Source organism: Acinetobacter sp. SAAs474 (assembly GCF_032823475.1).
Taxonomy (GTDB): Bacteria; Pseudomonadota; Gammaproteobacteria; order Pseudomonadales; family Moraxellaceae; genus Acinetobacter.
On sequence record NZ_CP127915.1, the window covers coordinates 685712 to 711960 of the forward strand.

Genomic DNA, 26249 nt, shown 5'->3' on the forward strand with positions numbered 1-26249 from the left:
ACAAAGCAAGTATCTTGCTTATACTACGCGCTACGCTTGTCTTGCAGCATAACAAAGCAAGTATCTTGCTTATACTACGCGCTACGCTTGTCTTGCAGCATAAAACAAAGCAGTGCTTTGTTTTATGCTTCAGGTTTTAGGTCCCGAGGACGGAAGCCCGCTATAAATAATGTGATTGCATAGGTCAATACACCAACAACACACAGTCCGATCACTTCTAATACACGAATCCATTGTGAAACTTCACCATTATAATGGCTTAAAGCAAACCATAATGCTAATACCATTGCCATATTGGCAATCGCAAATTGAAGCACTAATTTTTTCCAATGGCTGGCAAAACGAAAAATATTACGTTTATGTAAATAGAAATAAAGCATTCCCGCATTGACTAAAGCAGATCCGGACGATGCAATTGCTAATGCCATATGATCTGCATGCCAATTAATTAACTTAAATAATCCAATAAAAATAACGTTAAAAATAGCGTTTGCCGCGACCGCCATTAAGCCAACACGAACAGGAGTTTTCATATCTTGCTGTGCATAAAAACCCGGTGCAAAAACTTTAATTAACATAAAGGAAATCACACCAGCACTCATACATTGCAGTGCTAAAGCCGTCATTTGTGTATCTTCTAAGGTAAATTGACCACGCTGAAATAACGCTTGAATAATCGGTGTAGAAAGCATAAATAGTGCAATACTCGACGGGACACCAACTAGAACCACAACTTTAGCAGCCCAATCCATTAAGCCTTTAAATTTAGTTTTATCTTGCTGTGAATACTCTGCTGAAAGTGATGGTAAAATAACCGTACTAATTGCTACACCAATTAAGCCTAATGGTAGTTCTGTCATTCGTTCAGCACTATACAACCACGAAACTGCACCATCTTGCATAAATGATGCCCAAATTGTATTCAGTAATAAATTAATTTGCGTTACAGATACCCCAAATAAGGCAGGTAACATCAGCCGGAGAATACGTTGTACACCTTCATGCTTAAAATCAATTTTGGGTGGTATAAGTAATTTTCTCTGCCATAACTCTGGTACTTGAATTGCAAATTGTAAAATACCTGCAATCAATACTGCCCAACCTAATGCCATAATCGGCTCAGCCATATAGGGAGTGAGCCAGAGTGCAGCAGCAATCATCGCAGCATTCAGTAAAACAGGTGCAAATGCAGGAAGGGCAAATGAACCATAACTATTCAGAATACTACTGGCAAATGCAGTTAATGACATAAAGAGTAAATATGGAATAGTCAGACGGAACATTTCTGTTGCCATGGTAAATTTTGCCGCGTCATGATTAAATCCAGGTGCATAGATATAAATAATGACAGGTGCTGCAATCATGGCCAGCATCGTTAATAAGGTCATAAAGGCACTTAAACAACCAAATACACGACTGATCAGAATCTGGACTTCAGCATGTATTCTCGTCGTTTTATATTCAGTTAATACAGGAATAAATGCTTGTGAAAATGCACCTTCAGCAAAAAGTCGCCTAAAGAAGTTAGGAATACGAAAAGCCACAACAAAAGTATCAAAGTCTTTACCAGCACCAAATACATTCAGCAAGACCACATCACGTACTAAACCCAATACGCGAGATAGCATGGTCAATGCACTTACAATCACGGTCGATCGCCACAGCGCCATCGTAATCACCTAATTAAAAATCAAGTCGCTATTGTAATGAAACTCGTGTTGATGTCCCATTGTTTAATCATTCAACAATTGATCTGTTGATTGGTTTTTTAATTGTTTGAGTAAATTTCTAAACTTCATCCAGTTAAAAAAAGGCCCAGGATCTGTTTTTCTTCCAGGTGCAATATCTGAATGTCCTGCTATATGCTGTTGAATTTTTGGATATTTTTCTTGTAAAACCACAACAACTTCTGCTAATTTTTGATATTGTATCATTGTAAAATCTAAATCATCACTGCCCTCTAACTCAATACCAATTGAATAATCATTACACTCATTTTTTCCAAGATAAATTGAACGACCCGCATGCCATGCACGATCTGCAAAGTTAACAAACTGCAATACATCACCAGTTCTTAAAATTAATAAATGTGCAGAAACCTGCATACCTTCAATCGTTTTAAAATAAGGATGTATATTCCAATCTAATTGATTTTGAAAAAATTGTTGAATATATCCTCCACCAAATTGTGAAGGTGGCAAACTGATATTATGTAAAACAATCAACTCAATTTCTGTATCATTCGGACGCTGATTAAAATTAGGTGATGGAATCAGTTGTGCGCCAGATAATTGCCCTTCTACCACCCGAAAGGGAGAGTGTCTTTGCATAAAATAATTCTCATGATCTGTAAAAGGTACGATATACAGATATCCTAAAACCTTCTGCATAAAATCTCAAACCTGATGCAAGACTTGATTAAAAAATGCGATTCGATATGAATAATGCTACTATAGCGCCACTTTTGATACGTTTGAGATATACGGAAATATACATGAACATCTCACCTACTTTATTGAATCACGCCATTGCAATTAATGTTCAGCAAGCATTACAAGAAGATATTGGTGAAGGTGATATTACCGCATTACTGAGTCCAGAAAATGAACGAGCAACAGCCACAATTATCAGCCGCGAAAATATGATTCTGGCCGGTCAACCTTGGGTCAATGCACTCATCAACGCATATGATCCTGATGTAGAAGTGATTTGGCTCAAAAATGATGGGGATCTTGTTACAGCCAACGAAACTTTTTTAACACTTGCAGGTACGGCTCGTAGTCTTCTCACCATTGAACGCCCAGCATTAAATTTTATTCAAACATTGTCTGCTGTGGCTACAAAAACAGCAGATTATGTCCAGCAGTTAACGGGCCTAAATACACAATTATTAGATACACGTAAAACCTTACCAGGCCTAAGAATTGCACAAAAATATGCCGTTGCAGTAGGTGGTGGTAAAAATCATCGTTTGGGTTTATTCGATGCATTTTTAATTAAAGAAAACCACATTATGGCAGCAGGAGGAATTGCTCAAGCCATTGCTCAAGCACATCAAATTGCACCCAATAAACCTGTTGAAGTTGAAGTTGAAACATGGGATGAACTTAATCAGGCCTTAATAGCACAAGCCGATATTATTATGCTGGATAACTTTAGCCAGCAACAGATGATTGATGCCGTCCAACATGTTGCTGGTCGCTGTAAACTTGAAGCTTCAGGTAATATTACGATTGATAACTTACGTGAAGTGGCGACCACTGGTGTCGACTATATTTCAATGGGTGTGCTGACTAAAGATGTCAAGGCGATTGATTTATCTATGCGTTTTAATAGTTTAGCAGCTTCACAATCCTGATAATTTAAGCATGCCAATTGATGTTCATCATGACATAAATTGGCAGCTCAAGATGCAATAACAGTAGTAAATTGCAATCCGTTTTTACTTACCAACCCAGCGCTTGCTGCTGTTTTTGAATCAATTGCTGAATTCCCTTTTCTGCCAATTCTAACATGGCATTACACTGTGTACGTGTAAAGGGTTTATCTTCAGCAGTACCTTGAATTTCAATAAATTCGCCTGCTTGTGTCATCACAACATTCAAATCGGTTTGACAGTTTGAATCTTCTTCATAACAAAGATCCAATAACACCTCATCTTGATACATTCCTACTGAAATTGCAGCCACTAAACCTTTGAGCGGATCATGTTTAATTTTCTTTTTTTCCAATAGTACATTCATTGCATCGATTAAAGCCACTGCTGCGCCCGTAATTGCGGCTGTACGTGTACCACCATCAGCTTGAATCACATCACAATCAATGGTAATGGTATTTTCACCCAGCTTTTTAAGATCAACCATCGCACGTAAACTACGTCCAATTAAACGTTGAATTTCTTGCGTCCGACCACTTTGTTTACCACGTGCAGCTTCACGATCACTACGGGTATGTGTAGAACGTGGCAACATACCATATTCTGCTGTTACCCAACCTTGTCCTTGACCTTTTAAAAACCGTGGTACTGAATGGTCAATACTTGCAGTACACAAGACTTTGGTATGACCAAACTCGACCAACACTGACCCCTCTGCATAACGTGTATAGTTACGAGTAATTTTTACATCTCGTAATTGATCTAAACTACGTTGGTCAATACGCATAATCTGTCCTTATTTTGTCTTCAATAAAATTCTTTTAAAGTATAGCAGATGACCATATAAAAACGGCGCTAAGCATGATATTTAGGCTAAATCAATCTACCATATCGATTAGGATTCTTCGGTGTTATGTTTATTTTAAAAGCAAGATTTTGCTACAATCTGTTTTAAATTCTAATTTTTCTTGAGAATCAATATGTCGATACGTGAAGAACGCAAACTTCAAAGTCGCCAAGCGCTTTTGGATACGGCATTGTTGCTCAGTACATCTGGACGTTCATTTAACAGCATTAGTCTCAGAGAAATTACCAGACATATTGGCCTAGTTCCTACCGCATTTTATCGTCATTTTGAAAAAATGGATGCTTTAGCCTTGGAGCTGGTCGATCAGGTTTCGCTACATTTAAAACGCATTATGCATCAAATAGGACAAACCTATTTATATTTGCCCGATGCTAAAACTAAAAATTGTCTCGACTTATTTTTTAACGCTGTTGATAAAAACCCAGAGTTATGGATTTTTCTCATTGCAGAACGTTGGGGAGGTTCAGAGATTTTAAGACAATCCATTGCAAGAGAATTGGACTTTTTAATTGAAGATTTTGCCAATGACCTACATAAAATTCCAGGTATTCAGCATATTGAAAATCAACAGGACTTAAATGTTTTGGCACAAATTCTGATTAACTTATCATTTAACTGGGCCATGACATGGATCGGTTATAAACGTCAATTTAAAGGCAATATATTAGAACAACAACAGCTTGCATTTAAAGAGCAGACGATTATTCAAATTAACTTACTCTTTCGTGGCATATCAAACTGGAATCCACCTCAGCAAGATGAAAATAACATGCTCTAAATATTCTGCTTCAATTTAATAGAATATTCATCATATACCTGAAATGAGGTGATCTTCACCTCATTTCAATTTCTGAATATGCCGACTAGAGAATTATTTTTTAGCTTTTCTTTCTTTTTCAATTAAATAATTAACAACTTGAGGCACTTTATCCGTTTCGCCTTGTACCACATATTTTCCATTCACAACCACTGCAGGAACGCCTGTTAGCTGATATTGACGTGCCAATTGATTGGACTGTGTAATTTTGGCTGTGATTGGAAAAGAATTATACATGCTATTAAATTTAGCTTCAGGAATACCATATTTGACTAAAAATTTTGCTTGTGATTTTTGATCAAAAATTTGCTGACCTTGTTCATGAATTGCATGAAATAATGGTAAATGTGTATTACGACGAACACCTAATGCTTCTGTAACATAATAAGCACGTGCACCAGATTCCCATACTGGATTCATCGCAGCAGGTGTTCTCACAAAATGGACATCAGCTGGTTTTTTTTTCAACCATGCTTGCATATGTGGTTCTAATTTATAGCAATGTCCGCAGCCATACCAAAAAAATTCTCGTACTTCAATTTTACCAGGTACTTCAACTTTACCAGGATTCGCTAAAACAGTGTAATCTTGTCCTGCAACAAAATTCGCTGCCATGACACCACTAGAGAGTGCTAACATCGTAGTCGCTAAACCACCTAAAAAGAATGTTTTCATTCAGTATATTATCCTTGAAATTTTACATAGCTTATAGAATTACTATAAATCAATTATGCTGATTTAGTTTTATTTCTGTGAACTTTTTTACAGTGCTTATCGCTTTTTTTGCAATAATCGCTACACTACTGATGAAGAGAATTTATTAAATTCAGATGACTTAAATTGAGGTAACAATGATGTCGCAGTTGAATGTTGATCCACAAGAAATTGCCAAATTTGAAGCATTTGCAGCCATATGGTGGGATCAGCATTCTGAGTTCCGTCCATTGCATATGATTAATCCTTTACGTCTAAATTGGATTGATGAACATAGCGGTGGTATTCACGGTAAGAAAATTCTAGATGTTGGCTGTGGCGGTGGAATTCTAGCTGAAAGTATGGCACGACGTGGAGCAGATGTACTGGGTATTGATATGGGAGAAGCACCATTACGTGTAGCACGTTTACATGCAGAACAAGAAAACGTACATAACATTGCGTATCGTCAAATTCCTGTAGAAAGCTTAGCTGATGAACAAGCAGGACAATACGATATTGTCACCTGTATGGAAATGTTAGAACACGTACCTAATCCTGCTTCCATTATTCAAGCATGTTATCAGTTGGTTAAGCCCGGTGGTCATGTCTTTTTTTCAACAATTAATCGTAATCCTAAATCGTATTTATTTGCCATTATCGGTGCAGAATATATACTCCGTATGTTAGCCAAAGGAACGCACGATTATCATAAATTTATTAAGCCCTCAGAACTTGCTCATGATATTCGTGAAGCGGGTTTACAACTGAAAGAGATGACAGGTTTACATTATAATCCTCTCACCAAACGTTACTGGTTAGCCCCAAATGTCGATGTAAACTATATGGTTCATACCATAAAAGCAGGTCTTTAAATGATCAAAGCCGTATTATTTGACCTTGATGGAACATTAATTGATACCGCTGCTGATTTTATTCGTATTATTCAGCAAATGTGTCGAGAAGAAAATCGTATTGTTATCCCCGCTGAAATCATTCGTAGTCAAGTTTCCGAAGGTGCAGCAGCGATGGTACAGTTGGTTTATCCTGAACTGGCTCAAAACGATCCCACTTTGCTCGCGCATCGCCAACGCTTTTTAGATCTTTATGCTGCAAATATTGCGATTGATACAACCCTATTTCCAGGAATGTCATCACTACTTGCAGAACTAGAACATCAATCTATACCTTGGGGTATTGTCACCAATAAACCGCGTCAATTAACTGAACGACTGCTGCATGCTTTAAATCTGAGTTCACGTTGTGCAGTATTGGTCTGTCCAGAAGATGTGAGTAAAACTAAACCCGATCCTGAGCCGATGTTACTGGCGGCACAACAGCTTGATCTTGCTGCACAGCAATGTATTTATATTGGCGATCACCCAAGAGATATTGACGCAGGTCGATCTGCGCATATGTTCACCATTCTGGCAGCATATGGTTATTTACCATTACAACACAAAGATGACTTAACAGCATGGCATGCAGACTGTATAGTGCATAATGTGACTGAATTACATCACAAGATCAGTAGCTTAATTACATCCGTATAAAACATTTCCTATATCAAAAATAACGATCATTAGGAGGTAAAATATGAAATTTTCACACTATCAGCCACGTCCAGATCTATTAAAAGATCGTATTATTCTGATTACAGGTGCCAGTGATGGTATCGGTCGTGCAGCTGCAATCAGCTATGCATTACATGGTGCTACAGTGGTTTTACATGGGCGTACCTTAAATAAGCTTGAAGTCATTTACGATGAAATTGAAAGTTTAGGTGCACCTCAACCAGCTATTTTACCATTACAGTTGTCAAGTGCTTCAGCACGTGACTATGAACTTTTGGTGAGTACACTACAACAGCAATTTGGACGTTTAGACGGTATTTTGCATAATGCTGGCATTTTAGGTGAACGTACCGATTTAATGAATTATCCTGCTGAAATATGGGATGATGTCATGGCTGTCAATTTACGTGCCCCATTTGTATTAACCCAAGCATTGCTTCCTTTACTGCTAGCGTCAGAACGTGCTTCAGTCGTTTTTGCAAGTTCGGGAGTAGGCCGTGAAGTACGTGAAAATTGGGGTGCCTACTCGGTATCTAAAATTGCAATTGAGGCTGTTAGTTTACTGTTTGCAAAAGAAAATCAGCATCCAAATATTCGTTTTAACTGTATTAATCCCGGTGCGACACGTACTGCCATGCGTGCTAAAGCATTTCCACAAGAAGATCCCAAAATTCTGCCAACACCTGAGTCAATTATGCCTGCCTATCTATACCTCATGGGGGATGACAGTCTAGAGCTGAATGGCCAAAGTATTGATGCTCAAGATTAATCGAGCTTTTGACATCCTCTCCGACCTAAAGGACGGAGATTCCTACAACTAGACGCTTATGTCCAAGCGCAAGTATGTTTTTTGCGGAGTTTAAATCGCGTTGATTTATGCTACCGCATTCACATTTCCATACTCTTACTCCAAGATCCGCCCTACCTTTCGGACTATTGCCAGATATTTTCTGACAGCATGAACAAATCTGGGTTGTGAAACTTTCATTTACTTCTTCAAACAATACTCCCGCGTTCTCGCATTTATACTTGAGCATTGTTTTGAATGCTGAAAACCCTGTATCTAAAACAGATTTAGCCATTTTAGTTTTTACAAGTTTTTTAGCACTCAGGTTGCCAACAACAATGAGTGCATTTTCTTTAACAAGCTTTGTGCTTGCTTTATGCAAGTGGTCTTTACGACAATTTGCAATTTTGGCGTGTAATGCACGTACACGTTTTTTATTCTTTGCTCGTTGAGCAAGACCTAATTTCTGCTCATATTTTCGATAGAATTTAGGGTTTGAAGTCACTGTACCATCAGAACAGGTAGCAACATCCTTTAAGCCTAGATCAATACCAATTGATTTAGTTGCAGTTGCACTTGGTTTATCTTGTTTAGGTGAGTCAACAACAAGGCACACGTACCAACGCCCACGGCTATCTTCTACAAACGATCCAGTTTTAATTGTGTACTTACTTAATCCGTAGCTATCCCATAGTTTGAATTGAGTTTTACCATATTGAATAAAACCATCGGCATATCGAATAGCGGACTTTTTAAAAGGTATCCATCCTAAAGAACGTCTGGCCGATTTTTTATTACTAACACGCCAATTTAATTTAGCTTTTTTAAATTGTTTACGGCGTATAACTAATTCTTCTGTAACAGCTTGCACTGTTTGACTATGAAGATTGCATTCTTTTGATGTGCCTTTTGTGTACTTAGCAATATCGTATGCAGAAAGAAACTCACCTTTTCTTTTTAAATGCTTAAAACTCAAATCATTTACATAATTCCAGACAAAATTAACCTCTGACGCTAATTGATTAAGTGCCTTAACGTGTTTGTCTTTTATGCGGATTTTAAGAGTTTTCATAGCTTAATATAGCACAAAGAAAATACGCATAGCATTGTAAGTCGAGGCTATGCGTCATAGAGTGTCGTATGGCTTAACGCCACTCGCTTATATCCCCGTCTTAAAAGCATAGGTATCTACACAAATCTATAAAGTTAGTTTAAATTGGAGAGCATGCTCTCCAATTTAATATCCCAACGTTAGATCCTCGTTTAGGAAGACGATACGAGAATCTCGTAAAACTGAATATGAACCCACTCGCATCTTTAACGCCAGCAATAAAAGATATTGCATCTGCTCAGAAAACTAGCTTTGCTACATTATGTTATCCTCGACATGACAATTTAAAGATTGCATTTTTGTGCAAGATCAAGATACTGGGCAAACACAATTTAGATTTGAGATGGCTATGTCTAACTTCAATAATATTTCAGTGACTGTATTAGATGATGGTATGGTCGCGTTACACGTGGATCATCAACCTATTTCTGATCGATATGAAATGAAATTTGAAGCCAGTATTGTTGATGAATTAAAAGCCTTAGCAACGGGTCAACAACTTAAATTATTTGAGCAATTTATATTTTCTCATACTGATCTAAATTTTGAACATCACTATCAATATGTCACTGCAATTGTACGTCATGATCAAAACTTTTCGATTAGCAAAAATTTTGTATATATCATTAAAATTGAAGGACAGCCTAAAATTGATCATGTGATTACCAAACAAGGGCAACCCATGACTGAACAGGATGTTCGTGAATTTATCCAAGCACATCTAGAAAAATCTTTAACAGAGTATACTGATTTAAAATACGCCTACTAAAGCCAATTACGCATAGATAACAAATGACTATAATCGATTAAACTCGTACTGGTATCTAGCACATGATCATGTGATTTTTAAATTTTTTTATCAAATTTCATGATCGTTTAACCATCATTCTCGATCATGATCAATATTATCGTGATCGTACCTCAATTCAGCTATTTTTTAATTTTATACGTATCAATTTCATTGATAACAACATTAATTTTATCTTTTCAATGTTGGCTAAGATCAAACATAATATTATCATCATAGATGACATAAAAAGAATTGATTTCTTTTCTTCATCATTTCTCTGCATTTTTTATATAAATTAAAGTATGAGAAAATGATCTTTGATTTATGAGAGTTTAACATGAAAAATATTTTTACTATTTTAACGATATCTTTCAGTGTGTTGAGCATAAGTGGGATTTCTTTTGCTGCACCCCAAGATCGAAAGTATGAGAATCAATATCAACGATCTTATCAACCTAACAATCACAATTCACATGATAACAATGATGATCAACGTTTTGAAAAACGTCGTATACGTGAGGAACGTGGCGTCAAACGTTTACAACAACATCAATGGCAAGCCGGTTATGTATTACCTCAACATTATCGAGGTAACCGTTATAAAGTGGAATATAAAGAACATAATTTACAAAAACCAAATAACAATGAGCAATGGTATAAAATCAATAATGACTATATTTTAGTTGATCCAGAAAGTAATAATATTATTAAAATTATCAATCATTAATTGATCATTTAAAATTGAAGATATTTTCGATCTAGCGGTGGTGATATGTCATCGCATTAGCTGACTGATGATCTATTAAAACTGATGATCTATTACAATAGTATACAAGACCATTTCACTTTAAATTCTCAGACATCATTATGTTTTATGGATGAGTTATTCGCGATGATCTTCTTATTTTCTTCATCTCTTTCACAATCTTATAATATGACTCTCATTATTTCTCAGCACTTTCATCTTATGCTCATGCAATCGAAATAATATGTTGAGATCTACATCATGAAGATGATCAAGCCCACCTTAATATTATCTTTAACAGCATTGCTTGCGACTTCCGCGATTGCTGCACCAGCATATCACGCTACCAATGATCATCATTCGTCATCCCAGTCACATTGGGATCGTAATGATGCAAGATGGCATAATAATTCTCATCAACATTATAAAACGATTAAACCCGCACGTGATTGGAGAGTCGGTCAAACCCTACCTCGTCAGTTTAATAGCAGACACTATGAGGTCAGTTATAAAGATGCTGCTCGATTATATAAACCCAATCGTAACCAACAATGGTTAAAAATTAATGGAGATTATGTCTTAATTAATGAACGCAATGCGAAAATTATGCGTATTATTGCTTAAATTTTAGGATGATATTAAAGCTCAGCTAGGCTAGCCTATCTAAATATCTAGCCGGATGATGATCATTTGCAGCATCTATTCCTGAATAATTACTCTCACTAAATCAACATGGAATAGTCAGCATGGAATAGCACGATGCGTGACTGTTCCATGACCCTTAAAATGATGATTTATCCCCCACAAAGAGCCTTTTCATGTTGTTGAGTTCAATCGTAATCTGATGTGTTATACAATTATGTCATAAACATGATGTTTATCTTTTTACGATAAAATTTGAATGTTAGTATAATTTCTCTTTTCGATTTATATTTTTTGATTAAAATCGAACGTATCTTGACTTAAATTACGGCTTGGAAATGAATCAATCAGAAACGTCTCACAGCACAACATTACAATATGTGCATTGGTTTCGTCATTCTGCGCCCTATATCAATGCTCATCGCAATAAAACATTTATCATCATGTTCGATGGTGAGGCGATCCAACATGAAAATTTCAAACATATTATTCATGATATTGCATTATTGCATTCATTAGGGATTCGATTGATTTTAGTGTACGGCGCACGCCCTCAAATTAATCAAAATTTATTAGAAAATAATATCGTCACTCCCTTTCATCAACATAAACGTATCACCACCCGAGAATCCCTGAGTGCCGTGATCAATGCTGTGGGTTCTATTCGTTTACAAATCGAAGCATTGTTATCTATGGGCTTAGCCAATTCGCCAATGTATGGTGCACGCATAGATGTGGTTTCTGGTAATTTTGTGACCGCAAAACCTTATGGTATCCGTGATGGTGTGGATTACCAACTCACAGGGGAAGTACGTGCCATCGATACTGATGCAATTCATCGCCATTTAAATAATCATAATATTGTACTATTAGGATCTACGGGCTATTCAACTACAGGTGAAATTTTTAATTTATTGGCAGAAGAAGTTGCCACTAAAACAGCCATTCATTTAAAAGCAGACAAGCTGATTTTTTTAGGAAAAGAACACGGTTTATTTAATTCAGATGGCCAATTACAACGTGAAATTACGCCGCAACAATTAGAAACCCATATTCATAAATATAAACAATTGAATCCTGAATTTGCTTTACATTTAACTGCTGCAAAAGAAGCATCCTTAAATGGAGTCAACCGTGTTCATCTTATTTCCTATTGCCATGACGGTGCAATGTTAGAAGAACTGTTTACCCGGGATGGTTCAGGCACCATGATTACAGATGCACATTATGAAGATGTAAGAACAGCCAATATTCAGGATGTTGGTGGTCTGATTAGCTTATTAAGACCATTAGAAGAAGATGGTATTCTGGTGTATCGTTCTCGAGAACGTATTGAAAATGAAATTGAACAATTTGCTGTCATTGAACGTGATGGTACCATTTTAGCTTGTGCTGCACTTTATCCGATTCCAACGGATGAAACTGAGTTACGCTCTGCTGAAATTGCTTGTGTTGCCGTACATCCCAGCTATAGAAAATCAAATCGAGGCAGTCAGATTCTGCATTATCTTGAGCATAAAGCAAAAACATTAGGTATTCAGCAGTTATTTATTCTGACTACACGTACTGCACATTGGTTTTTAGAACAAGGTTTTGTACAAAGTTCTGTCGATGATCTTCCGAATGCCAGACAAGCACTCTATAACTATCAGCGTAACTCACTGGTATGTAAAAAACTATTATAAATATTTAATCAGATGATGATGCATACCAATCTAGAGAGATCATTGGTATGTTTTCATCCTCGACCTATATAAATAATATTAAATTTTTCAATATCTTATGCTGAATTATTTTTTATTTCATTTACGAGATCAATGTCTAAACTTATCCACAGCTATATCTTTTTTTTTGCAATACTTATCTGAAATTCAACCTCATATTCATCTTATCCTATATCACGAATGATCATATTTAAATTCAACTTACTGATTAAGCATTTAATTATTTAAATTTCAAATACTTAAAAATAAAGATTAATGATGGTAATGATTTTTTTATAGCAGTTTTTTAACTATGTTTTGCACTTTTTACTTTATCTTTTTTTCTGATTATCACTTTATGAAATATTATTTTTTTTGAATAATCGAACGTCCTAAATTATGCGCTATTCATCCTTGGCATTTTTTAAGGACATTGCGCATCATGAATCGTTTAAACCGTCCAATCATGACTAAAACCTTGACACTTTCTTTACTGGTGCTCAGTGGCATAATGCTATCAGGTTGTGAAAAAAAACCACAACAACAAACTACTTTTCATATTGGTTTCCAAAAATATGGTCTTTTACCAATTGTTAAAGAACGTGGGGTATTAGAAAAAACACTTAAAGCGCAAGGCATTCAAGTCAAATGGATTGAATTTCCTGCAGGCCCACAATTATTAGAAGGTTTAAATGTGGGTAGTGTTGCATTTGGTGAAGCAGGTGAAGCACCACCAATTTTTGCACAAGCAGCTGGTTCTCAGCTAATTTATGTTGCCAATCAGCCTAGCGCACCCAATGCTGAAGCATTGATTGTCCCTAAAAACTCTTCAATTCATTCAATACAGGATCTAAAAGGAAAACGTGTTGTTTTAAATAAAGGCTCAAATGTACATTATTTATTACTACGATTATTAGAGAAGCATCAATTAAAACTCAGTGATATCAATATTATTTATCTACCACCAGCAGATGCACGTGCAGCATTTGAACGTGGTGCTGTTGATGCATGGGTGATTTGGGATCCATTCTTTGCTGCAGCAGAACAACAGCTCGGTGCCCGAGTCATCGCTACAGGACAAAATGTAGTTAAAAATTATCAGTTTTACTTAGCAGATCGTCAATTTGCTCAACAACACCCTCAATTACTACAAACAGTCATCAAAGAACTTAACACGACGACACAGTGGGTAGCACAACATCAAACTGAAGCAGCAAAATTATTAGAAAAACCGACTGGTCTTGATTTAAATATTCTAAAAACTTCAATTTCTCGTATGGGATTTGGTGTCCAGCCAATCTCTAGTGAGGTCATCAAACAGCAACAATATGTGGCTGATGCTTTTTATCAAGAAAAGTTAATTCCTCATCACATTGATATTCAAGCCGCTATTTTAAATCACACGGCATTTAAGGAGTGATGTCATGGCTATTAACCATCAATCATCGCATGTCATCACACCATATATCGCTTATCCCCTGTTATTTCATAACGCATTTAATTCTAGCCATGACGATACAGTACGCCGAATACAACATACTGCAATAAAGCGTTTCTTCAATATATCCCCTTTTAGATTGCAATTGATCCGTTCAGTGATCTCACCTATGTTAAGGACACAATAATGAAAATTTTTTGGTTTATTCCGACTCACGGTGACAGCCGTTATTTAGGTACCAGTAAAGCTGCTCGTCAAGTTGATCATGCCTATATGAAGCAAATTGCTGTTGCCGCAGATCATCTTGGCTATGAAGGTGTACTGATTCCAACGGGACGCTCGTGTGAAGATCCATGGATTACTGCTGCCAGTTTAATTGATGCAACCAAGAACTTAAAATTTCTTGTTGCATTGCGTCCAGGTGTGACTACACCCGCACTGGCGGCACGGATGGCAGCAACTTTTGATCGTCTATCCAATGGTCGTGTTTTACTGAATTTAGTCACAGGTGGTGATGAACATGAGTTACAAGGAGATGGTATTTACGAAGATCATGCTACCCGTTATCAAACAGCAACGGAATACACCACTATTTGGCGTGAAATTCTCCAACGTTCACATACCGGTGAATCATTTACTTTTCATGGTGAACGTTTAAGCGTAGATGATGCCAAATTACTCTACCCACCTGTGCAGCAACCGTATCCACCACTCTGGTTTGGTGGTTCTTCAGCAGATGCCATTGAACTGGCAGCTGATCAAGTAGATACCTATTTAACATGGGGAGAACCGCCAGCGGCTGTTAAGGAAAAAATCGCCATTGTTAAAGCCAAAGCCGATGCTAAAGGGCGCCAATTAAATTATGGCATTCGTTTACATGTCATTGTACGTGAAACCAATGCTGCAGCATGGCAAGCAGCAGAAGAACTTATTCAATATGTCGATGATGCAACGATTGCCGCAGCACAAGCTAAATTTAAAAGCATGGACTCTGTTGGACAACGCCGTATGGCTGAACTGCATCATGGTGATCGTAGTAAACTTGAAGTCTCACCAAACTTATGGGCTGGTGTCGGTTTAGTTCGTGGTGGTGCAGGGACAGCACTGGTTGGAGATCCACAAACCGTTGCTGCACGTATTCAAGAGTATGCAGATCTTGGCATTAACACTTTTATCTTTTCAGGTTATCCACATTTAGAGGAAGCCATTCGTTTTGCTGAATTAGTATTCCCACTGTTACCAATAGAAACTCGTCAAAAATTAGCTCAACCCAATTTAACAGGCCCATTTGGTGAAATTGTTGCCAATAGTTATATTGCAGATAAAACAAAAAATGAGCCCGAATTACAGGAGCTTGCTTAATGTCAATCCAGCTGTCTAGGCAAACAGATTCAGCAGGTCAAGTTTCACGTGGAACCATAATCAGGCAGCTTTTGCTGCCTTGGTTCGTCCCCTTGGCCATAATTCTAATTTGGCAAATTGCAGCATCAACAGGTTTATTGGCCAGTCGTATTTTACCGGCACCGACTGCTGTTGTGTCAGCATGCTGGAATTTACTGATCAGTGGTGAGTTATGGCAACATACTAAAGTGAGTGCGGGTCGAGCATTACTGGGTTTATTGATTGGTGGTGGATTAGGCTTAGTACTGGGACTACTCAATGGTTCATCAAAAACAGCGTCAGCCTTGCTAGATACCACATTACAAATGATTCGTAACATTCCAGCATTGGCCTTAATCCCATTAGTCATTCTATGGTTTGGTATTGATGAGAGTGCTAAATTATTTTTAGTGGCAATCGGTGTCTTTTTTCCAATTTATATTAATACGTATCATGGTATTCGCTCTGTTGATCCACAGCTTATTGAAATGGGGAAAAGTTATGGTCTAACATCTTGGCAATGCTATAAAGAAATTATTTTACCTGGTGCAATGCCATCAATTTTAGTCGGTCTACGTTTTTCATTAGGTTTGGTCTGGGTCTTGCTTATTGTCGCTGAAACAATTTCTGCACAATCTGGAATTGGCTATATGACCATGAATGCACGTGAGTTTTTACAAACAGATATCGTCTTAGTCGGAATTTTACTCTATGCCCTTCTTGGCAAATTGGCCGATGTCCTTGCAGTGAGCTTAGAGCACTATTTACTGCGTTGGCATCCTGGATATCAAAAATAAGGAATTCAATATGTCTGATTTAAGTTTTACATTAGCCCATGCTGCCAAAATTATTTCCCCGAAGATCGCTGATCAGGATGTCAATCTTCATCAGGGCGCTGAAATTAATATTCAACAATTAAATAAATATTATGGCTCAGTAAAGGTCTTAGAAAATCTGAATTTAAATATTCAACCTGGTGAATTTGTTGCTATTGTTGGCCGGAGTGGGTGCGGTAAAAGTACATTATTACGTTTAATTGCTCAATTAGAATTACCCACTCAAGGTGCAATTAGATTTAAATCAAAACGTATTGGTGAAGATATCAGTGCAGCAGATATTCGAGTGATGTTTCAAGATCCTCGCTTATTACCATGGCGCAATATTAAACAAAATGTACAATTAGGTTTAGCCAAAACAGATGATACTCAAACATTGTCCATGTTAGAAAAAGTCGGATTAAAAGAAAAAGCTGATTTATGGCCTTCACAACTCTCTGGCGGACAGCGCCAACGGAGTGCCTTGGCACGTGCTTTATCACATCAACCTCGTATTTTACTTTTAGATGAACCTTTGGGTGCTTTAGATGCATTAACGCGTTTAGAAATGCAAAATCTCATCGAATCACTTTGGCGAGAACAAGGTTTTACTGCGATTTTAGTAACCCATGATGTTAGTGAAGCGGTACAATTGGCCGATCGTATTATTTTATTAGATCGAGGTCATATTGCTGAGCAATTTATGGTCAATCTTCCACGACCGCGTCAAAAGAGTTATGACTTTACTACACTTGAGCAACAGGTATTAAATGCTGTACTGGCGACCTAATCTCCGATTTATCGTTCAATAAAGCCATCTATCATTGATCATGATCTTAAATGATCATCAATGTGATTTAAATCATATTTTTGGCATAAAATGTTTTTTTATCGATGTTAATTTGGTAATTATTTTTGACAATCAAGGATGATTATTTAAAAAATAAGCATATTAATTATGCATCAACTGACGATTTGCCGTACAATTAAAGATTATTTCTTTTTTCACTGTTTAAAAATTTGATAATGGAACAAAAAAAGAGCACGCAAAAGCGTCATCAACTGCTCAATGCAGCACTTGATGTATTCTCCCTCTATGGCTTTAATGGAGCAAGTTTAGATGAAATTGCTCAAATTGCAGAAATGCACAAATCGAACATTTTCTATTACTATGAAAATAAGGAGGCTTTATATATTGAGGTTCTTACAACTGTATTGCAAAAATGGCTTGCACCTTTACAAATGCTGGAAGCTGATTTAGCACCCGAAGAAGCCATTACTCAATATTTATTGCAAAAAATTGAGGTCTCTCGTACTCAGCCTAAAGCTTCACGTTTATTTGCTTTAGAACTGATTCAGGGCGCACCGCATATTCTCGATATTTTAAAAGGACCATTAAAGAAACTGGTCAAACGAAAAGCAAAAGTGATTAGTGTTTGGCAAGAGCAAGGTAAAATTTCTGCGGAGATTGATCCAGAACTGCTTATTCTGAATATTTGGGCCATCACACAAAATTATGCTGATTTTTCAATTCAAATCGAAATGATTACAGGCAAAACTTTACGTAATAAAAGCATGCAGCAGCGTATTATTCAACATACTGTTCATATGATGTTATATGGTATTCTTCCTCGTAATCATCAGTTCTAATCATTCGCGCTAATTTTGGCATACGACCATAGCGATCTATGGTCGCCGAACTCTTAATCTTCAAGTACAGTCTGATACAAATCAAATAATTTTTTTGCGCCCAGTAATAAATTCTCTTCCCAATCCAAATGTGCTGTATGGTTGGCACCATCTGTAATATATTTTACCGAAATTAAACGTACACCTAACCGCTTACAGGTTTTAGCCAATGCATAGCCTTCCATATCGACTAGATTACAAGCAACTTTTGGCTGTGCTGTTTCAAAACTATCTCCAGTACCACAAATACCTTTCGCTAAATGTGAAAAATAGCCTTCTAAATCAATTGCTGCAGGATAATCTAGATCGACAGGTGTCACACCAACATCAAAGCCAAGTGGAGAAACATCCATATCACGTTGCACAAATTGTGTCACTTCAATTAAATCATGCGCATTAAAATAGTGACTACCTGCTGTACCTAAGTTAAATAAAGTTTTACAACCCGTAGCTTGAATGACTTCAAATGCTTTAAATGCAGCATTGATTTTACCAATACCGCTATAATGGACAGGAATATTTGCCGCTTCAAATAACCCTTTAGATTCATTGGGCAAAGCCATAATTAATGCAACATCGGAAGTCATCATGTTATTCAATATCAATAAAAATAAAAATTTAAAGTAAAAGTATAACGAATTCTTGATGATGACTAACTATCATTTTTATTCTATTCTCTGCTTTCAACAGCATGATATGTTCCACGACCATCAACATCCCCTTTAAAGAGGATATGATTATTTTAAATCGGCATGATCAAGCATGCCATTATATTTAAAATGATTGTTTTTTACGCTCTAAATAAGCCTTTAAACAAGGTGAAAAAAATAAATTTCCTTGATAAAACCCTTTAACTGTTTTGGTCGCAACCAATAACCATAATGCAATCAGAATAATAGCAAAGAAATAGGCCATCTGATGAATCCAAACTAAATGCATTTGCTGTGCTAAATTAAATAATGCTAAGGTAAATACACCCAATGGAAAAGTCAGTCCCCACCAACCTAAATTAAAAGGTAAAGCAATTCGCGCATGTTTTAAGGTAGTTAATACCGCAATCCCCAGCCACCATAAACCAAATCCAACTAAAATCAGACTGGCTAGTAAGCCAAGATTTTGTGCCATAACACCCAAATTTTGTAGATCAATACTACTTAAAACCTGAGGTGCATGTTGGCCCAAGACCAATAAAGCCAATGCTCCTGTACCAATTGGACCAAGTGCCAACCAACTACTCATCGCTAATTCTTTGCTTGGCAGTTGATGTAAAGCCAAACGCAGCATTAAAATCGTCAAAATTGCAAAAGCAGGCAGTACAGAAATTCCCCACAGCATATAACTGATCAATAAGATCATGACACTATGTTGGCTCGGTAATAAATAAGCCAATAATAATCCTCCAGATGTTGCAGCAACTTCACAAGCCACAATAGGAAGAAGCCATACGGCTGTCATTGTATGTAATTGATGTTGCTGTTGATGATACATACAAAATGGAATTAACCAAGCAATCATTACCGCTAGAATAACATCGATATACCACAATACAGATGCGATATCTAAAGCAATATCCCCATACAGCACCACACCAAATTTTAGAAATCCATTTAAAATAGTGGCCAATCCCATTGGAATGGTGCCTAAAAATAAACTCATCACTGGATGTGTAAAAATTTGTTTTGCTTCTTGAGGATAAATGATCCAGCGTAATAGATATAAAATGCTAAATAAGCAAAATAATACAATGTTCAATTGCCATAAGCACTGCCCCAAGATCCATGTCAAGGATTCAGTTAGAGGTAATTGTGGCAAAATAAGTGCCACCACACCTGTCCCCATAATGACTGTAAACCAATTTGGGGTAAAATGCCGAATAATATCGTGTAGCTGTTGTAGCTGATAAAATGGTTTATGCATCACTGAATCCTCAATGAAGTGGTAATGCAATTATTCTATAAATAATTATATATAAGTAAAATTGATTATTTTTAATTTAAATAATAAGTTTAATTGATATATATTTTTTCTTAAATATGTTGAGTAAAAACAGAACAACAAGACGAAATCATTAGAATATGGCAATATATACTCATCATCAATATTGACTTAAAATTCATCCATGAAGTTACTGCGCTTAAACGCTTTACCTACACACTCTCAATTACCACCGACTGCTGTCACGATTGGTAATTTTGATGGCGTACATCTTGGCCATCAAGCCATGATTAAGCAATTGCAGCAGATTGCTTCACAACATAATTTAAAAACTTTGGTGATGATCTTTGAACCACAACCATTAGAGTTTTTTAAAGGTTATGAAGCACCACCTCGAATCAGTTCATTACGAGAAAAAGTAGAATATCTCACCCAACTGGGTGTGGATTATATTGTTATTGCCAAATTTGATAATAATTTTCGAAACTTAGATGCAGAAACCTTTGCTGAACTTTTAAAAAATAAACTCAATACATCATATTTAGTACTGGGTGATGATTTTCATTTTGGTAAAAATCGTCAAGGTAATAGCGAATTTTTACGTCAATTTGGCTTTGAAGTAACCAATTTACATACAATTGAATTAGATGGAGAACGTGTTAGTTCAACCCGTATTCGTCAAACCTTACAGGCCGGTGATCTCGCCTTAGCCGCCAAACTATTGGGTCGTCCTTATAGTATGATTGGTCGCGTACAATATGGTGATCAAATTGGGCGAACTATTGATTTTCCAACAATTAATGTGCGACTCAATCGTCATCGACCTTGTTTACATGGTATTTATGCGGTTGAAGTCATGTGTGAAACAAGCGATTTATACCATAAAGTGCAAATAGGACATACGACAGCACAAGGTATTAGCGGTTATCAACCAACGACATTATTTGGTGCAGGTCATGTTGGAACACGTCCTGCAATTCAACAAAATCATCCAACATGGCGATTAGAAGTACATTTCCCTCAAGTTTCTGCTAATCTGTATGGTCTATTAATGCGAGTCACGTTCCTACACTATTTACATGGTGAAAAGAACTATCCTTCGCTTGATGCACTACGTGCTGGAATTAACGATGATGTAAAGCAACTCCTTGAGTTTCGCCAAACAACTTCAGAATTCCCTTTTTAAATCGTCAATTTTTAATGTGAAATGCGTCAGTTCAACACTGATTAACTTGGAAGAAAATTTGCATGAGCGATAAGCAAACTCCTGAAAATGCAGTGGATTATAAAGCCACGTTAAATCTCCCAGGTACTGAATTTGCAATGAAAGCAAATCTCGCAGTACGTGAAGTGAAATGGTTGGAAGAGTGGTATGCCGACAACATTTATCAGCAGATTCGTGCATCGCGTATTGGTAAGAAAAAGTATATTCTTCACGATGGTCCTCCGTATGCCAATGGTCAAATTCATTTAGGCCATGCCGTCAATAAAGTTTTAAAAGATATTATTATTAAAAGTCGCGTGATGGATGGCTTTGATGCCCCTTATGTACCGGGTTGGGACTGTCACGGTTTACCTATTGAACTTAAAGTTGAAGAAAAAGTAGGTAAAGTTGGAGTTAAAGTTGACGCCTCGACTTTCCGTAAAGCATGCCGTGAATATGCTTATACACAAGTCGAATTACAGAAAAAAGATTTTATCCGCATGGGTGTATTTGGCGACTGGGATCAGCCTTATTTAACCATGAACTTTAAACAGGAAGCCGACATTGTTCGCGCACTGGGTGAAATTGCACGTAATGGTCACATTCAACCGGGTCTTAAACCTGTTAACTGGTGTTTAGATTGTGGTTCAGCACTAGCTGAAGCAGAAGTTGAATATGAAGATAAGAAATCAGACGCCATTGATGTTGGTTTTAGTGTTGTAGACTTAGCTGATTTATCGCAACGTTTAGGGATTACAGTTCAAGATCCAACCGATATTGTGATTTGGACCACGACACCTTGGACACTTCCAGCCAACCAAGCAGTTGCCTTACACGCAGATATTGAATACCAGTTAGTAAAAGCGACTGGTGAAAATAAAGCTGCACAGCATCTAATTCTTGCCAAAGATCTCGTGGAATCTGCAACACAACGTTATGGCTTTGAGTCTTTCGAAGTTTTAGCAGATTTTGTTGGTGCCAAACTTGAACATCTGATCTTACAACATCCATTAATTGCAACGCGTCAAGTTCCGGTAATTTTAGGTGAGCACGTCATTGCAACCAGTGGTACAGGTGCCGTACATACTGCACCAGGTCATGGTGTTGATGACTATAAAGTCGGTCTGCAATATCAGTTAAAAGTTGAGAATCCTGTTGGCGGTAATGGTGTTTATTTACCAAGCGCTGCGATTTTTGCAGGCGAACATATTTATAAAGCCAATCCTAAAATTATTGCAGCATTAGGTGAAGCCAACAAACTGTGGGCACATCATCCAATTAAACATAGTTATCCACATTGCTGGCGTCATAAAACACCAATTATCTTTCGTGCAACACCCCAATGGTTTATTAGCATGGATGAAAAAGGTTTACGTCAAGGTGCATTGGATGCCATTGAAAATGAGATCAGTTTTGTCCCTGATTGGGGTAAAAATCGTATTCAGTCAATGATTGAAGGCCGCCCAGACTGGTGTATTTCACGACAAAGAACTTGGGGTGTACCTATTCCGTTCTTTGTACATAAAGATACCAATGAGCTACATCCTCGTACACCTGAGTTAATTGAAGAAGTTGCAAAACTCATTGAACAAGAAGGTATTGATGCATGGTTTAATCGAGATGCACAGGACTTTATTGGTGATGATGCTCAGCAGTATAATTGTGTCCGTGATACCTTAGATGTATGGTTTGATTCTGGTACAACACATTATGGTGTATTACGTGAACGTGAGGAACTTCAAGATCCTGCGGACTTATATCTTGAAGGCTCAGATCAACATCGTGGTTGGTTCCAATCTTCTCTACTGACATCTATTGCCATTAATCAACGTGCCCCATATAAAGGTTTGTTGACGCATGGTTTTGTCGTCGATGAGAAAGGACGTAAAATGTCGAAGTCGATTGGTAATATCATCATGCCACAAGACATTATTAAAGATATGGGTGCTGATGGTTTACGTTTTTGGATTGCATCCGCTGACTATCGCTATGAAATGACGGCAGGTAAAGAAATCTTTAACCGTGCCTCTGATGGCTATCGCCGTATCCGTAATACACTACGCTTCTTATTGGCTAACCTTAATGGCTTTAAACCTTCAACAGATGCCTTGGCTGTCGATCAACTGATTGCATTAGATCAATATATTTTACAACGTGCTGCTGAAGTACAAAATGTCATTCAAAAAGCATATGAAGACATGAACTTCCATATTGTGACCAATGCTTTAACTAATTTCTGTATCAATGATCTTGGTGGTTTCTATTTAGACATTATTAAAGATCGTCAATATACGACCAAAGCAGATTCACAAGCACGTCATTCAGCGCAAACTGCCCTATATCATTTGGTACAAGCATTTGTTCGCTGGATGGCACCTATTTTAAGCTTTACCGCACAAGAAGCTTGGCCATTGATTCCTGAACAAACAGAGAAATATGTCTTTACAGCTGAATGGTATGATATTCCTGTAGCAACAACAGCGAATTTAATTTCTGAAGCAGAATGGCAAACACTGATTGAAGTGAAATCAGCAGTCAATAAGCAAATTGAAACTGCACGTAATGCAAAATTAGTTGGCTCAAACTTATCGGCAAAAGTAGAACTTTGGGCAACAACACATCTCAAATCCCTACTTGATCAATTAAGTGATGAACTCCGTTTTGTGTTAATTACATCACAAGTCATTGTATATGAATATGATGAAACACAGGGTGAAATGACTGATCTGGAAGGTTTACGCGTTAAAATTTCAGCTGCTGATGGTGAAAAATGTGCTCGTTGTTGGCATGTTCTACCAGATGTAAATACTTATTCTGAACATCCTGGCTTATGTGGTCGTTGTATTATTAATTTACCGACAGGCCAAGGTGAAGAGAGAAAATATGCCTAATCCAGACCATAAAAAAGGCTTGTTTCAGTTTTACCCACACAATTTGGTGTGGGTAGGACTTGCTATTGTTGCCATTATTTTAGATCAATGGACGAAATGGATTGCAGTGACACATTTACATTATGCTGTTTCTGTTCCCGTACTGCCCTGTCTAAACTGGACCTTGCTCTATAATTATGGTGCAGCTTTTAGCTTTTTATCTGATGCTGGCGGATGGCAACGTTATTTTTTTACCACATTGGCAGGTTTAGTTTCTGTTGTTTTTGTTTTTTGGTTAATGCGGATGCCAAAAAACTTAAAAGTACTACCTAGTGCGATTGCACTGATTTTAGGGGGTGCTGTAGGCAATTTAATCGACCGTATTTCTTTGGGTTATGTGGTCGATTTTATTCATGTCTATTATAATAATAGTCACTTCCCTGCTTTTAATCTTGCCGATAGTGCCATTACTCTTGGTGTAATCTTATTATTGATTGATACCTTTTTCTTAGAAAAAAAACGTATCCAACGTGCGGAAGCGCAAAAATGACAGATTTTATAAATCCCAATGAAACAACTCGTATTGCCGAGGGTTCTCAAGTTGATCTACACTTTTCAGTCGCAATTGAAAATGGTGCTGAAATTGATAATACACGTACACGTACAGAACCTGTGCGTTTAGTGATTGGTGATGGTAATTTACTGCCTGGCTTTGAAAAAGCATTACTCGGTTTATGTGCAGGTGATCGTCGTACTGTTAGCTTAATGCCAGAAGATGCTTTCGGTCCATGGAATCCAGAAAATGTTCAAAAATTTGATACAGTGAAGTTTGAACAACCGCCGATTGTAGGACATATGATCGAATTCGAAGATAAAGCCAAATCGAGTCTTTACGGTGTAGTAAAAACGGTCAATGATGATATTACCGAAATTGATTTTAATCATCCATTAGCAGGTAAAAATATTACTTTTGAAGTCGAAATCTTTAAAGTAACACCTGCTGGCCAGCAAGGTATAAAAATAATGTAAGGTGCACTAGCACATAAAAAATGCTCGTCTTATGACGAGCATTTTTTATTTATAATCCTTTTAAATAGCATACAACAGCATTATTTCCTGCCATTTCTGCCAACTCTAAAGCATTATATTTTCCTTGGGAAGCAAGATCAGCACCTTGTGTAATCAAATATTGTACAACTGCAAGGTGATCGTTTTCAGCAGCAGCTTGTAATGCACTATAGCCTTCATCATCACAGCTATTTACATCACAGCCCCGCGCAAGGCTCTTTTTTACTTCACTCAAATCACCCAAAGAAGCCCAATAAACCAATTCAGGTAAATGAAGCTCAGCTTCATCTGCAGGAAGCATAGAAAATGCGTTGAATTTCATGATTCAACCCTCTCAAGTAAATTGAAGCTTAATGTACATTTGAATATGCTGCTCAAGCTAAACAGCACACTGATCAAGATACATCATAATATAGCACTTTAGTTTTCAAGCAGGAATAATACTGAAGCTGAATTGTTGAAAAGCATAGCCAAAAAAAATCCCCCAAGCAATGGCTTGGGGGATTTTCGAATAATGAGCTGGCGATGACTTACTCTCACATGGCTAACGCCACACTACCATCAGCGCGAAGAGGTTTCACTTCTGAGTTCGGGAAGGGATCAGGTGGTTCACTCTTGCTATTGTCGCCAGCACAACTGTTTATGGATACTTGCTTAGACTTACCTATTGCTAAGTTTTCTACCAAATGAGTTATTAACAGAGGTTATATCTGAGTTGGATATGATGTTCGATTAGCGATACTA

At 37.1% G+C, this 26249-nt stretch carries 26 protein-coding genes and 1 rRNA gene; 18 read left to right on the forward strand and 9 right to left on the reverse strand.

Annotated elements, in window-relative coordinates; genetic code table 11:
• Positions 1-122: 122 nt before the first annotated feature.
• Entirely contained in the window at positions 123-1679 is a 1557-nt protein-coding gene (gene murJ, locus QSG86_RS04235) for a murein biosynthesis integral membrane protein MurJ (RefSeq protein ID WP_317030352.1), read from the reverse strand.
• A 54-nt stretch (positions 1680-1733) separates the two neighbouring features.
• Complete coding sequence (ampD, locus tag QSG86_RS04240) at positions 1734-2330, reverse strand: 1,6-anhydro-N-acetylmuramyl-L-alanine amidase AmpD (RefSeq protein WP_317032665.1); 597 nt, start codon at positions 2328-2330, stop codon at positions 1734-1736.
• A gap of 164 nt (positions 2331-2494) precedes the next feature.
• Here ampD and nadC point away from each other — a divergent pair, with 164 nt between their 5' ends.
• Positions 2495-3358 carry a carboxylating nicotinate-nucleotide diphosphorylase gene (gene nadC / locus QSG86_RS04245; protein WP_317030353.1) on the forward strand — a complete coding sequence of 288 codons (864 nt, stop codon included), beginning with the start codon at positions 2495-2497 and terminating at the stop codon, positions 3356-3358.
• 88 nt (positions 3359-3446) lie between these two features.
• On the opposite strand, the gene rph is transcribed toward nadC, so the two are convergent.
• The gene (rph, locus tag QSG86_RS04250) at positions 3447-4163 is read right to left on the reverse strand and encodes a ribonuclease PH (protein ID WP_317030354.1); all 717 of its coding nucleotides are present in this window, start codon (positions 4161-4163) and stop codon (positions 3447-3449) included.
• A gap of 193 nt (positions 4164-4356) precedes the next feature.
• Here rph and QSG86_RS04255 point away from each other — a divergent pair, with 193 nt between their 5' ends.
• Entirely contained in the window at positions 4357-5022 is a 666-nt protein-coding gene (locus QSG86_RS04255) for a TetR family transcriptional regulator (RefSeq protein WP_317030355.1), read from the forward strand.
• Positions 5023-5115: 93 nt separating this feature from the next.
• Here QSG86_RS04255 and QSG86_RS04260 read toward each other — a convergent pair whose 3' ends face one another.
• The gene (locus QSG86_RS04260) at positions 5116-5736 is read right to left on the reverse strand and encodes a thiol:disulfide interchange protein DsbA/DsbL (RefSeq protein WP_317030356.1); all 621 of its coding nucleotides are present in this window, start codon (positions 5734-5736) and stop codon (positions 5116-5118) included.
• A 179-nt stretch (positions 5737-5915) separates the two neighbouring features.
• Here QSG86_RS04260 and ubiG point away from each other — a divergent pair, with 179 nt between their 5' ends.
• From ubiG to QSG86_RS04275, 3 genes are read left to right on the forward strand one after another with little or no spacing between them, the layout of a single operon-like run.
• Positions 5916-6629 carry a bifunctional 2-polyprenyl-6-hydroxyphenol methylase/3-demethylubiquinol 3-O-methyltransferase UbiG gene (gene ubiG, locus QSG86_RS04265; RefSeq protein ID WP_317032666.1) on the forward strand — a complete coding sequence of 238 codons (714 nt, stop codon included), beginning with the start codon at positions 5916-5918 and terminating at the stop codon, positions 6627-6629.
• A 3-nt stretch (positions 6630-6632) separates the two neighbouring features.
• Positions 6633-7307: an HAD-IA family hydrolase gene (locus QSG86_RS04270; protein ID WP_317032667.1), complete on the forward strand. Its 675-nt coding sequence runs from the start codon at positions 6633-6635 to the stop codon at positions 7305-7307.
• A 43-nt stretch (positions 7308-7350) separates the two neighbouring features.
• Entirely contained in the window at positions 7351-8097 is a 747-nt protein-coding gene (locus tag QSG86_RS04275; RefSeq protein WP_317030357.1) for a YciK family oxidoreductase, read from the forward strand.
• A 25-nt stretch (positions 8098-8122) separates the two neighbouring features.
• Here the strand turns inward: QSG86_RS04275 and QSG86_RS04280 are convergent, their stop codons facing one another.
• Positions 8123-9187 carry a transposase gene (locus tag QSG86_RS04280; protein ID WP_317030358.1) on the reverse strand — a complete coding sequence of 355 codons (1065 nt, stop codon included), beginning with the start codon at positions 9185-9187 and terminating at the stop codon, positions 8123-8125.
• Between the two features lie 388 nt (positions 9188-9575).
• On the opposite strand from QSG86_RS04280, the gene QSG86_RS04285 reads away from it, so the two are divergent.
• The 9 genes from QSG86_RS04285 (at position 9576) to QSG86_RS04325 (ending at position 18389) form a co-directional block, all read left to right on the forward strand.
• Positions 9576-9995 carry a hypothetical protein gene (locus QSG86_RS04285; RefSeq protein WP_317030359.1) on the forward strand — a complete coding sequence of 140 codons (420 nt, stop codon included), beginning with the start codon at positions 9576-9578 and terminating at the stop codon, positions 9993-9995.
• A 358-nt stretch (positions 9996-10353) separates the two neighbouring features.
• Positions 10354-10743: an RcnB family protein gene (locus QSG86_RS04290; protein ID WP_317030360.1), complete on the forward strand. Its 390-nt coding sequence runs from the start codon at positions 10354-10356 to the stop codon at positions 10741-10743.
• Between the two features lie 279 nt (positions 10744-11022).
• On the forward strand, positions 11023-11385 hold the full coding sequence (locus tag QSG86_RS04295) for an RcnB family protein (RefSeq protein ID WP_317030361.1): 363 nt from the start codon (positions 11023-11025) through the stop codon (positions 11383-11385).
• A 356-nt stretch (positions 11386-11741) separates the two neighbouring features.
• The gene (argA, locus tag QSG86_RS04300; RefSeq protein ID WP_317030362.1) at positions 11742-13088 is read left to right on the forward strand and encodes an amino-acid N-acetyltransferase; all 1347 of its coding nucleotides are present in this window, start codon (positions 11742-11744) and stop codon (positions 13086-13088) included.
• A gap of 484 nt (positions 13089-13572) precedes the next feature.
• Positions 13573-14526 carry a sulfonate ABC transporter substrate-binding protein gene (locus QSG86_RS04305; protein WP_410487510.1) on the forward strand — a complete coding sequence of 318 codons (954 nt, stop codon included), beginning with the start codon at positions 13573-13575 and terminating at the stop codon, positions 14524-14526.
• Between the two features lie 204 nt (positions 14527-14730).
• Complete coding sequence (gene ssuD, locus QSG86_RS04310) at positions 14731-15906, forward strand: FMNH2-dependent alkanesulfonate monooxygenase (protein ID WP_317030364.1); 1176 nt, start codon at positions 14731-14733, stop codon at positions 15904-15906.
• On the forward strand, positions 15906-16721 hold the full coding sequence (gene ssuC / locus QSG86_RS04315; protein WP_317030365.1) for an aliphatic sulfonate ABC transporter permease SsuC: 816 nt from the start codon (positions 15906-15908) through the stop codon (positions 16719-16721). The genes ssuD and ssuC overlap by 1 nt, the downstream gene beginning before the upstream one ends.
• A gap of 10 nt (positions 16722-16731) precedes the next feature.
• On the forward strand, positions 16732-17529 hold the full coding sequence (locus tag QSG86_RS04320) for an ABC transporter ATP-binding protein (RefSeq protein WP_317030366.1): 798 nt from the start codon (positions 16732-16734) through the stop codon (positions 17527-17529).
• Positions 17530-17765: 236 nt separating this feature from the next.
• Positions 17766-18389 carry a TetR family transcriptional regulator C-terminal domain-containing protein gene (locus QSG86_RS04325; protein WP_317030367.1) on the forward strand — a complete coding sequence of 208 codons (624 nt, stop codon included), beginning with the start codon at positions 17766-17768 and terminating at the stop codon, positions 18387-18389.
• A gap of 53 nt (positions 18390-18442) precedes the next feature.
• Here QSG86_RS04325 and QSG86_RS04330 read toward each other — a convergent pair whose 3' ends face one another.
• Positions 18443-19015: a 5'-nucleosidase gene (locus QSG86_RS04330; RefSeq protein ID WP_317032668.1), complete on the reverse strand. Its 573-nt coding sequence runs from the start codon at positions 19013-19015 to the stop codon at positions 18443-18445.
• Between the two features lie 187 nt (positions 19016-19202).
• Complete coding sequence (locus tag QSG86_RS04335) at positions 19203-20345, reverse strand: TDT family transporter (protein WP_317030368.1); 1143 nt, start codon at positions 20343-20345, stop codon at positions 19203-19205.
• Between the two features lie 202 nt (positions 20346-20547).
• Between QSG86_RS04335 and ribF the strand changes: the two genes are divergently transcribed.
• The 4 genes from ribF to QSG86_RS04355 all read left to right on the forward strand — a co-directional run bounded on the left by ribF (position 20548) and on the right by QSG86_RS04355 (position 25466).
• Positions 20548-21549, forward strand: a complete 1002-nt coding sequence (gene ribF, locus QSG86_RS04340) for a bifunctional riboflavin kinase/FAD synthetase (protein WP_317030369.1) — start codon at positions 20548-20550, stop codon at positions 21547-21549.
• Positions 21550-21611: 62 nt separating this feature from the next.
• On the forward strand, positions 21612-24458 hold the full coding sequence (gene ileS / locus QSG86_RS04345; protein ID WP_317030370.1) for an isoleucine--tRNA ligase: 2847 nt from the start codon (positions 21612-21614) through the stop codon (positions 24456-24458).
• Positions 24451-24987, forward strand: a complete 537-nt coding sequence (gene lspA, locus QSG86_RS04350; protein ID WP_317030371.1) for a signal peptidase II — start codon at positions 24451-24453, stop codon at positions 24985-24987. Before ileS ends, lspA begins: the two co-directional genes overlap by 8 nt.
• A complete protein-coding gene (locus QSG86_RS04355; protein ID WP_317030372.1) occupies positions 24984-25466 on the forward strand; it encodes a peptidylprolyl isomerase in 483 nt (160 codons plus the stop codon). Before lspA ends, QSG86_RS04355 begins: the two co-directional genes overlap by 4 nt.
• Positions 25467-25515: 49 nt before the next feature.
• Here QSG86_RS04355 and QSG86_RS04360 read toward each other — a convergent pair whose 3' ends face one another.
• Both QSG86_RS04360 and rrf read right to left on the reverse strand, forming a co-directional pair.
• Positions 25516-25827 (reverse strand): ankyrin repeat domain-containing protein, encoded by a 312-nt coding sequence (locus QSG86_RS04360; protein WP_317030373.1) that lies wholly within the window; start codon positions 25825-25827, stop codon positions 25516-25518.
• A gap of 195 nt (positions 25828-26022) precedes the next feature.
• A 5S ribosomal RNA gene (gene rrf, locus QSG86_RS04365) occupies positions 26023-26137 on the reverse strand.
• Between the last annotated feature and the right edge of the window lie 112 nt (positions 26138-26249).

What these genes read in the sequence shown, in the direction of transcription:
- QSG86_RS04275 (WP_317030357.1), top strand. Translation starts at nt 7,351, where the DNA reads ATGAAATTTTCACACTATCAGCCACGTCCAGATCTATTAAAAGATCGT.
- QSG86_RS04260 (WP_317030356.1), bottom strand. Translation starts at nt 5,736, where the DNA reads ATGAAAACATTCTTTTTAGGTGGTTTAGCGACTACGATGTTAGCACTC.
- QSG86_RS04330 (WP_317032668.1), bottom strand. Translation starts at nt 19,015, where the DNA reads ATGACTTCCGATGTTGCATTAATTATGGCTTTGCCCAATGAATCTAAA.
- QSG86_RS04255 (WP_317030355.1), top strand. Translation starts at nt 4,357, where the DNA reads ATGTCGATACGTGAAGAACGCAAACTTCAAAGTCGCCAAGCGCTTTTG.
- lspA (WP_317030371.1), top strand. Translation starts at nt 24,451, where the DNA reads ATGCCTAATCCAGACCATAAAAAAGGCTTGTTTCAGTTTTACCCACAC.
- ampD (WP_317032665.1), bottom strand. Translation starts at nt 2,330, where the DNA reads ATGCAAAGACACTCTCCCTTTCGGGTGGTAGAAGGGCAATTATCTGGC.
- QSG86_RS04290 (WP_317030360.1), top strand. Translation starts at nt 10,354, where the DNA reads ATGAAAAATATTTTTACTATTTTAACGATATCTTTCAGTGTGTTGAGC.
- rph (WP_317030354.1), bottom strand. Translation starts at nt 4,163, where the DNA reads ATGCGTATTGACCAACGTAGTTTAGATCAATTACGAGATGTAAAAATT.
- QSG86_RS04355 (WP_317030372.1), top strand. Translation starts at nt 24,984, where the DNA reads ATGACAGATTTTATAAATCCCAATGAAACAACTCGTATTGCCGAGGGT.
- QSG86_RS04320 (WP_317030366.1), top strand. Translation starts at nt 16,732, where the DNA reads ATGTCTGATTTAAGTTTTACATTAGCCCATGCTGCCAAAATTATTTCC.
- ssuC (WP_317030365.1), top strand. Translation starts at nt 15,906, where the DNA reads ATGTCAATCCAGCTGTCTAGGCAAACAGATTCAGCAGGTCAAGTTTCA.
- QSG86_RS04305 (WP_410487510.1), top strand. Translation starts at nt 13,573, where the DNA reads ATGACTAAAACCTTGACACTTTCTTTACTGGTGCTCAGTGGCATAATG.
- QSG86_RS04360 (WP_317030373.1), bottom strand. Translation starts at nt 25,827, where the DNA reads ATGAAATTCAACGCATTTTCTATGCTTCCTGCAGATGAAGCTGAGCTT.
- QSG86_RS04325 (WP_317030367.1), top strand. Translation starts at nt 17,766, where the DNA reads ATGGAACAAAAAAAGAGCACGCAAAAGCGTCATCAACTGCTCAATGCA.
- ssuD (WP_317030364.1), top strand. Translation starts at nt 14,731, where the DNA reads ATGAAAATTTTTTGGTTTATTCCGACTCACGGTGACAGCCGTTATTTA.
- ribF (WP_317030369.1), top strand. Translation starts at nt 20,548, where the DNA reads ATGAAGTTACTGCGCTTAAACGCTTTACCTACACACTCTCAATTACCA.
- ubiG (WP_317032666.1), top strand. Translation starts at nt 5,916, where the DNA reads ATGTCGCAGTTGAATGTTGATCCACAAGAAATTGCCAAATTTGAAGCA.
- QSG86_RS04295 (WP_317030361.1), top strand. Translation starts at nt 11,023, where the DNA reads ATGAAGATGATCAAGCCCACCTTAATATTATCTTTAACAGCATTGCTT.
- QSG86_RS04280 (WP_317030358.1), bottom strand. Translation starts at nt 9,187, where the DNA reads ATGAAAACTCTTAAAATCCGCATAAAAGACAAACACGTTAAGGCACTT.
- QSG86_RS04285 (WP_317030359.1), top strand. Translation starts at nt 9,576, where the DNA reads ATGTCTAACTTCAATAATATTTCAGTGACTGTATTAGATGATGGTATG.
- nadC (WP_317030353.1), top strand. Translation starts at nt 2,495, where the DNA reads ATGAACATCTCACCTACTTTATTGAATCACGCCATTGCAATTAATGTT.
- QSG86_RS04335 (WP_317030368.1), bottom strand. Translation starts at nt 20,345, where the DNA reads ATGCATAAACCATTTTATCAGCTACAACAGCTACACGATATTATTCGG.
- argA (WP_317030362.1), top strand. Translation starts at nt 11,742, where the DNA reads ATGAATCAATCAGAAACGTCTCACAGCACAACATTACAATATGTGCAT.
- ileS (WP_317030370.1), top strand. Translation starts at nt 21,612, where the DNA reads ATGAGCGATAAGCAAACTCCTGAAAATGCAGTGGATTATAAAGCCACG.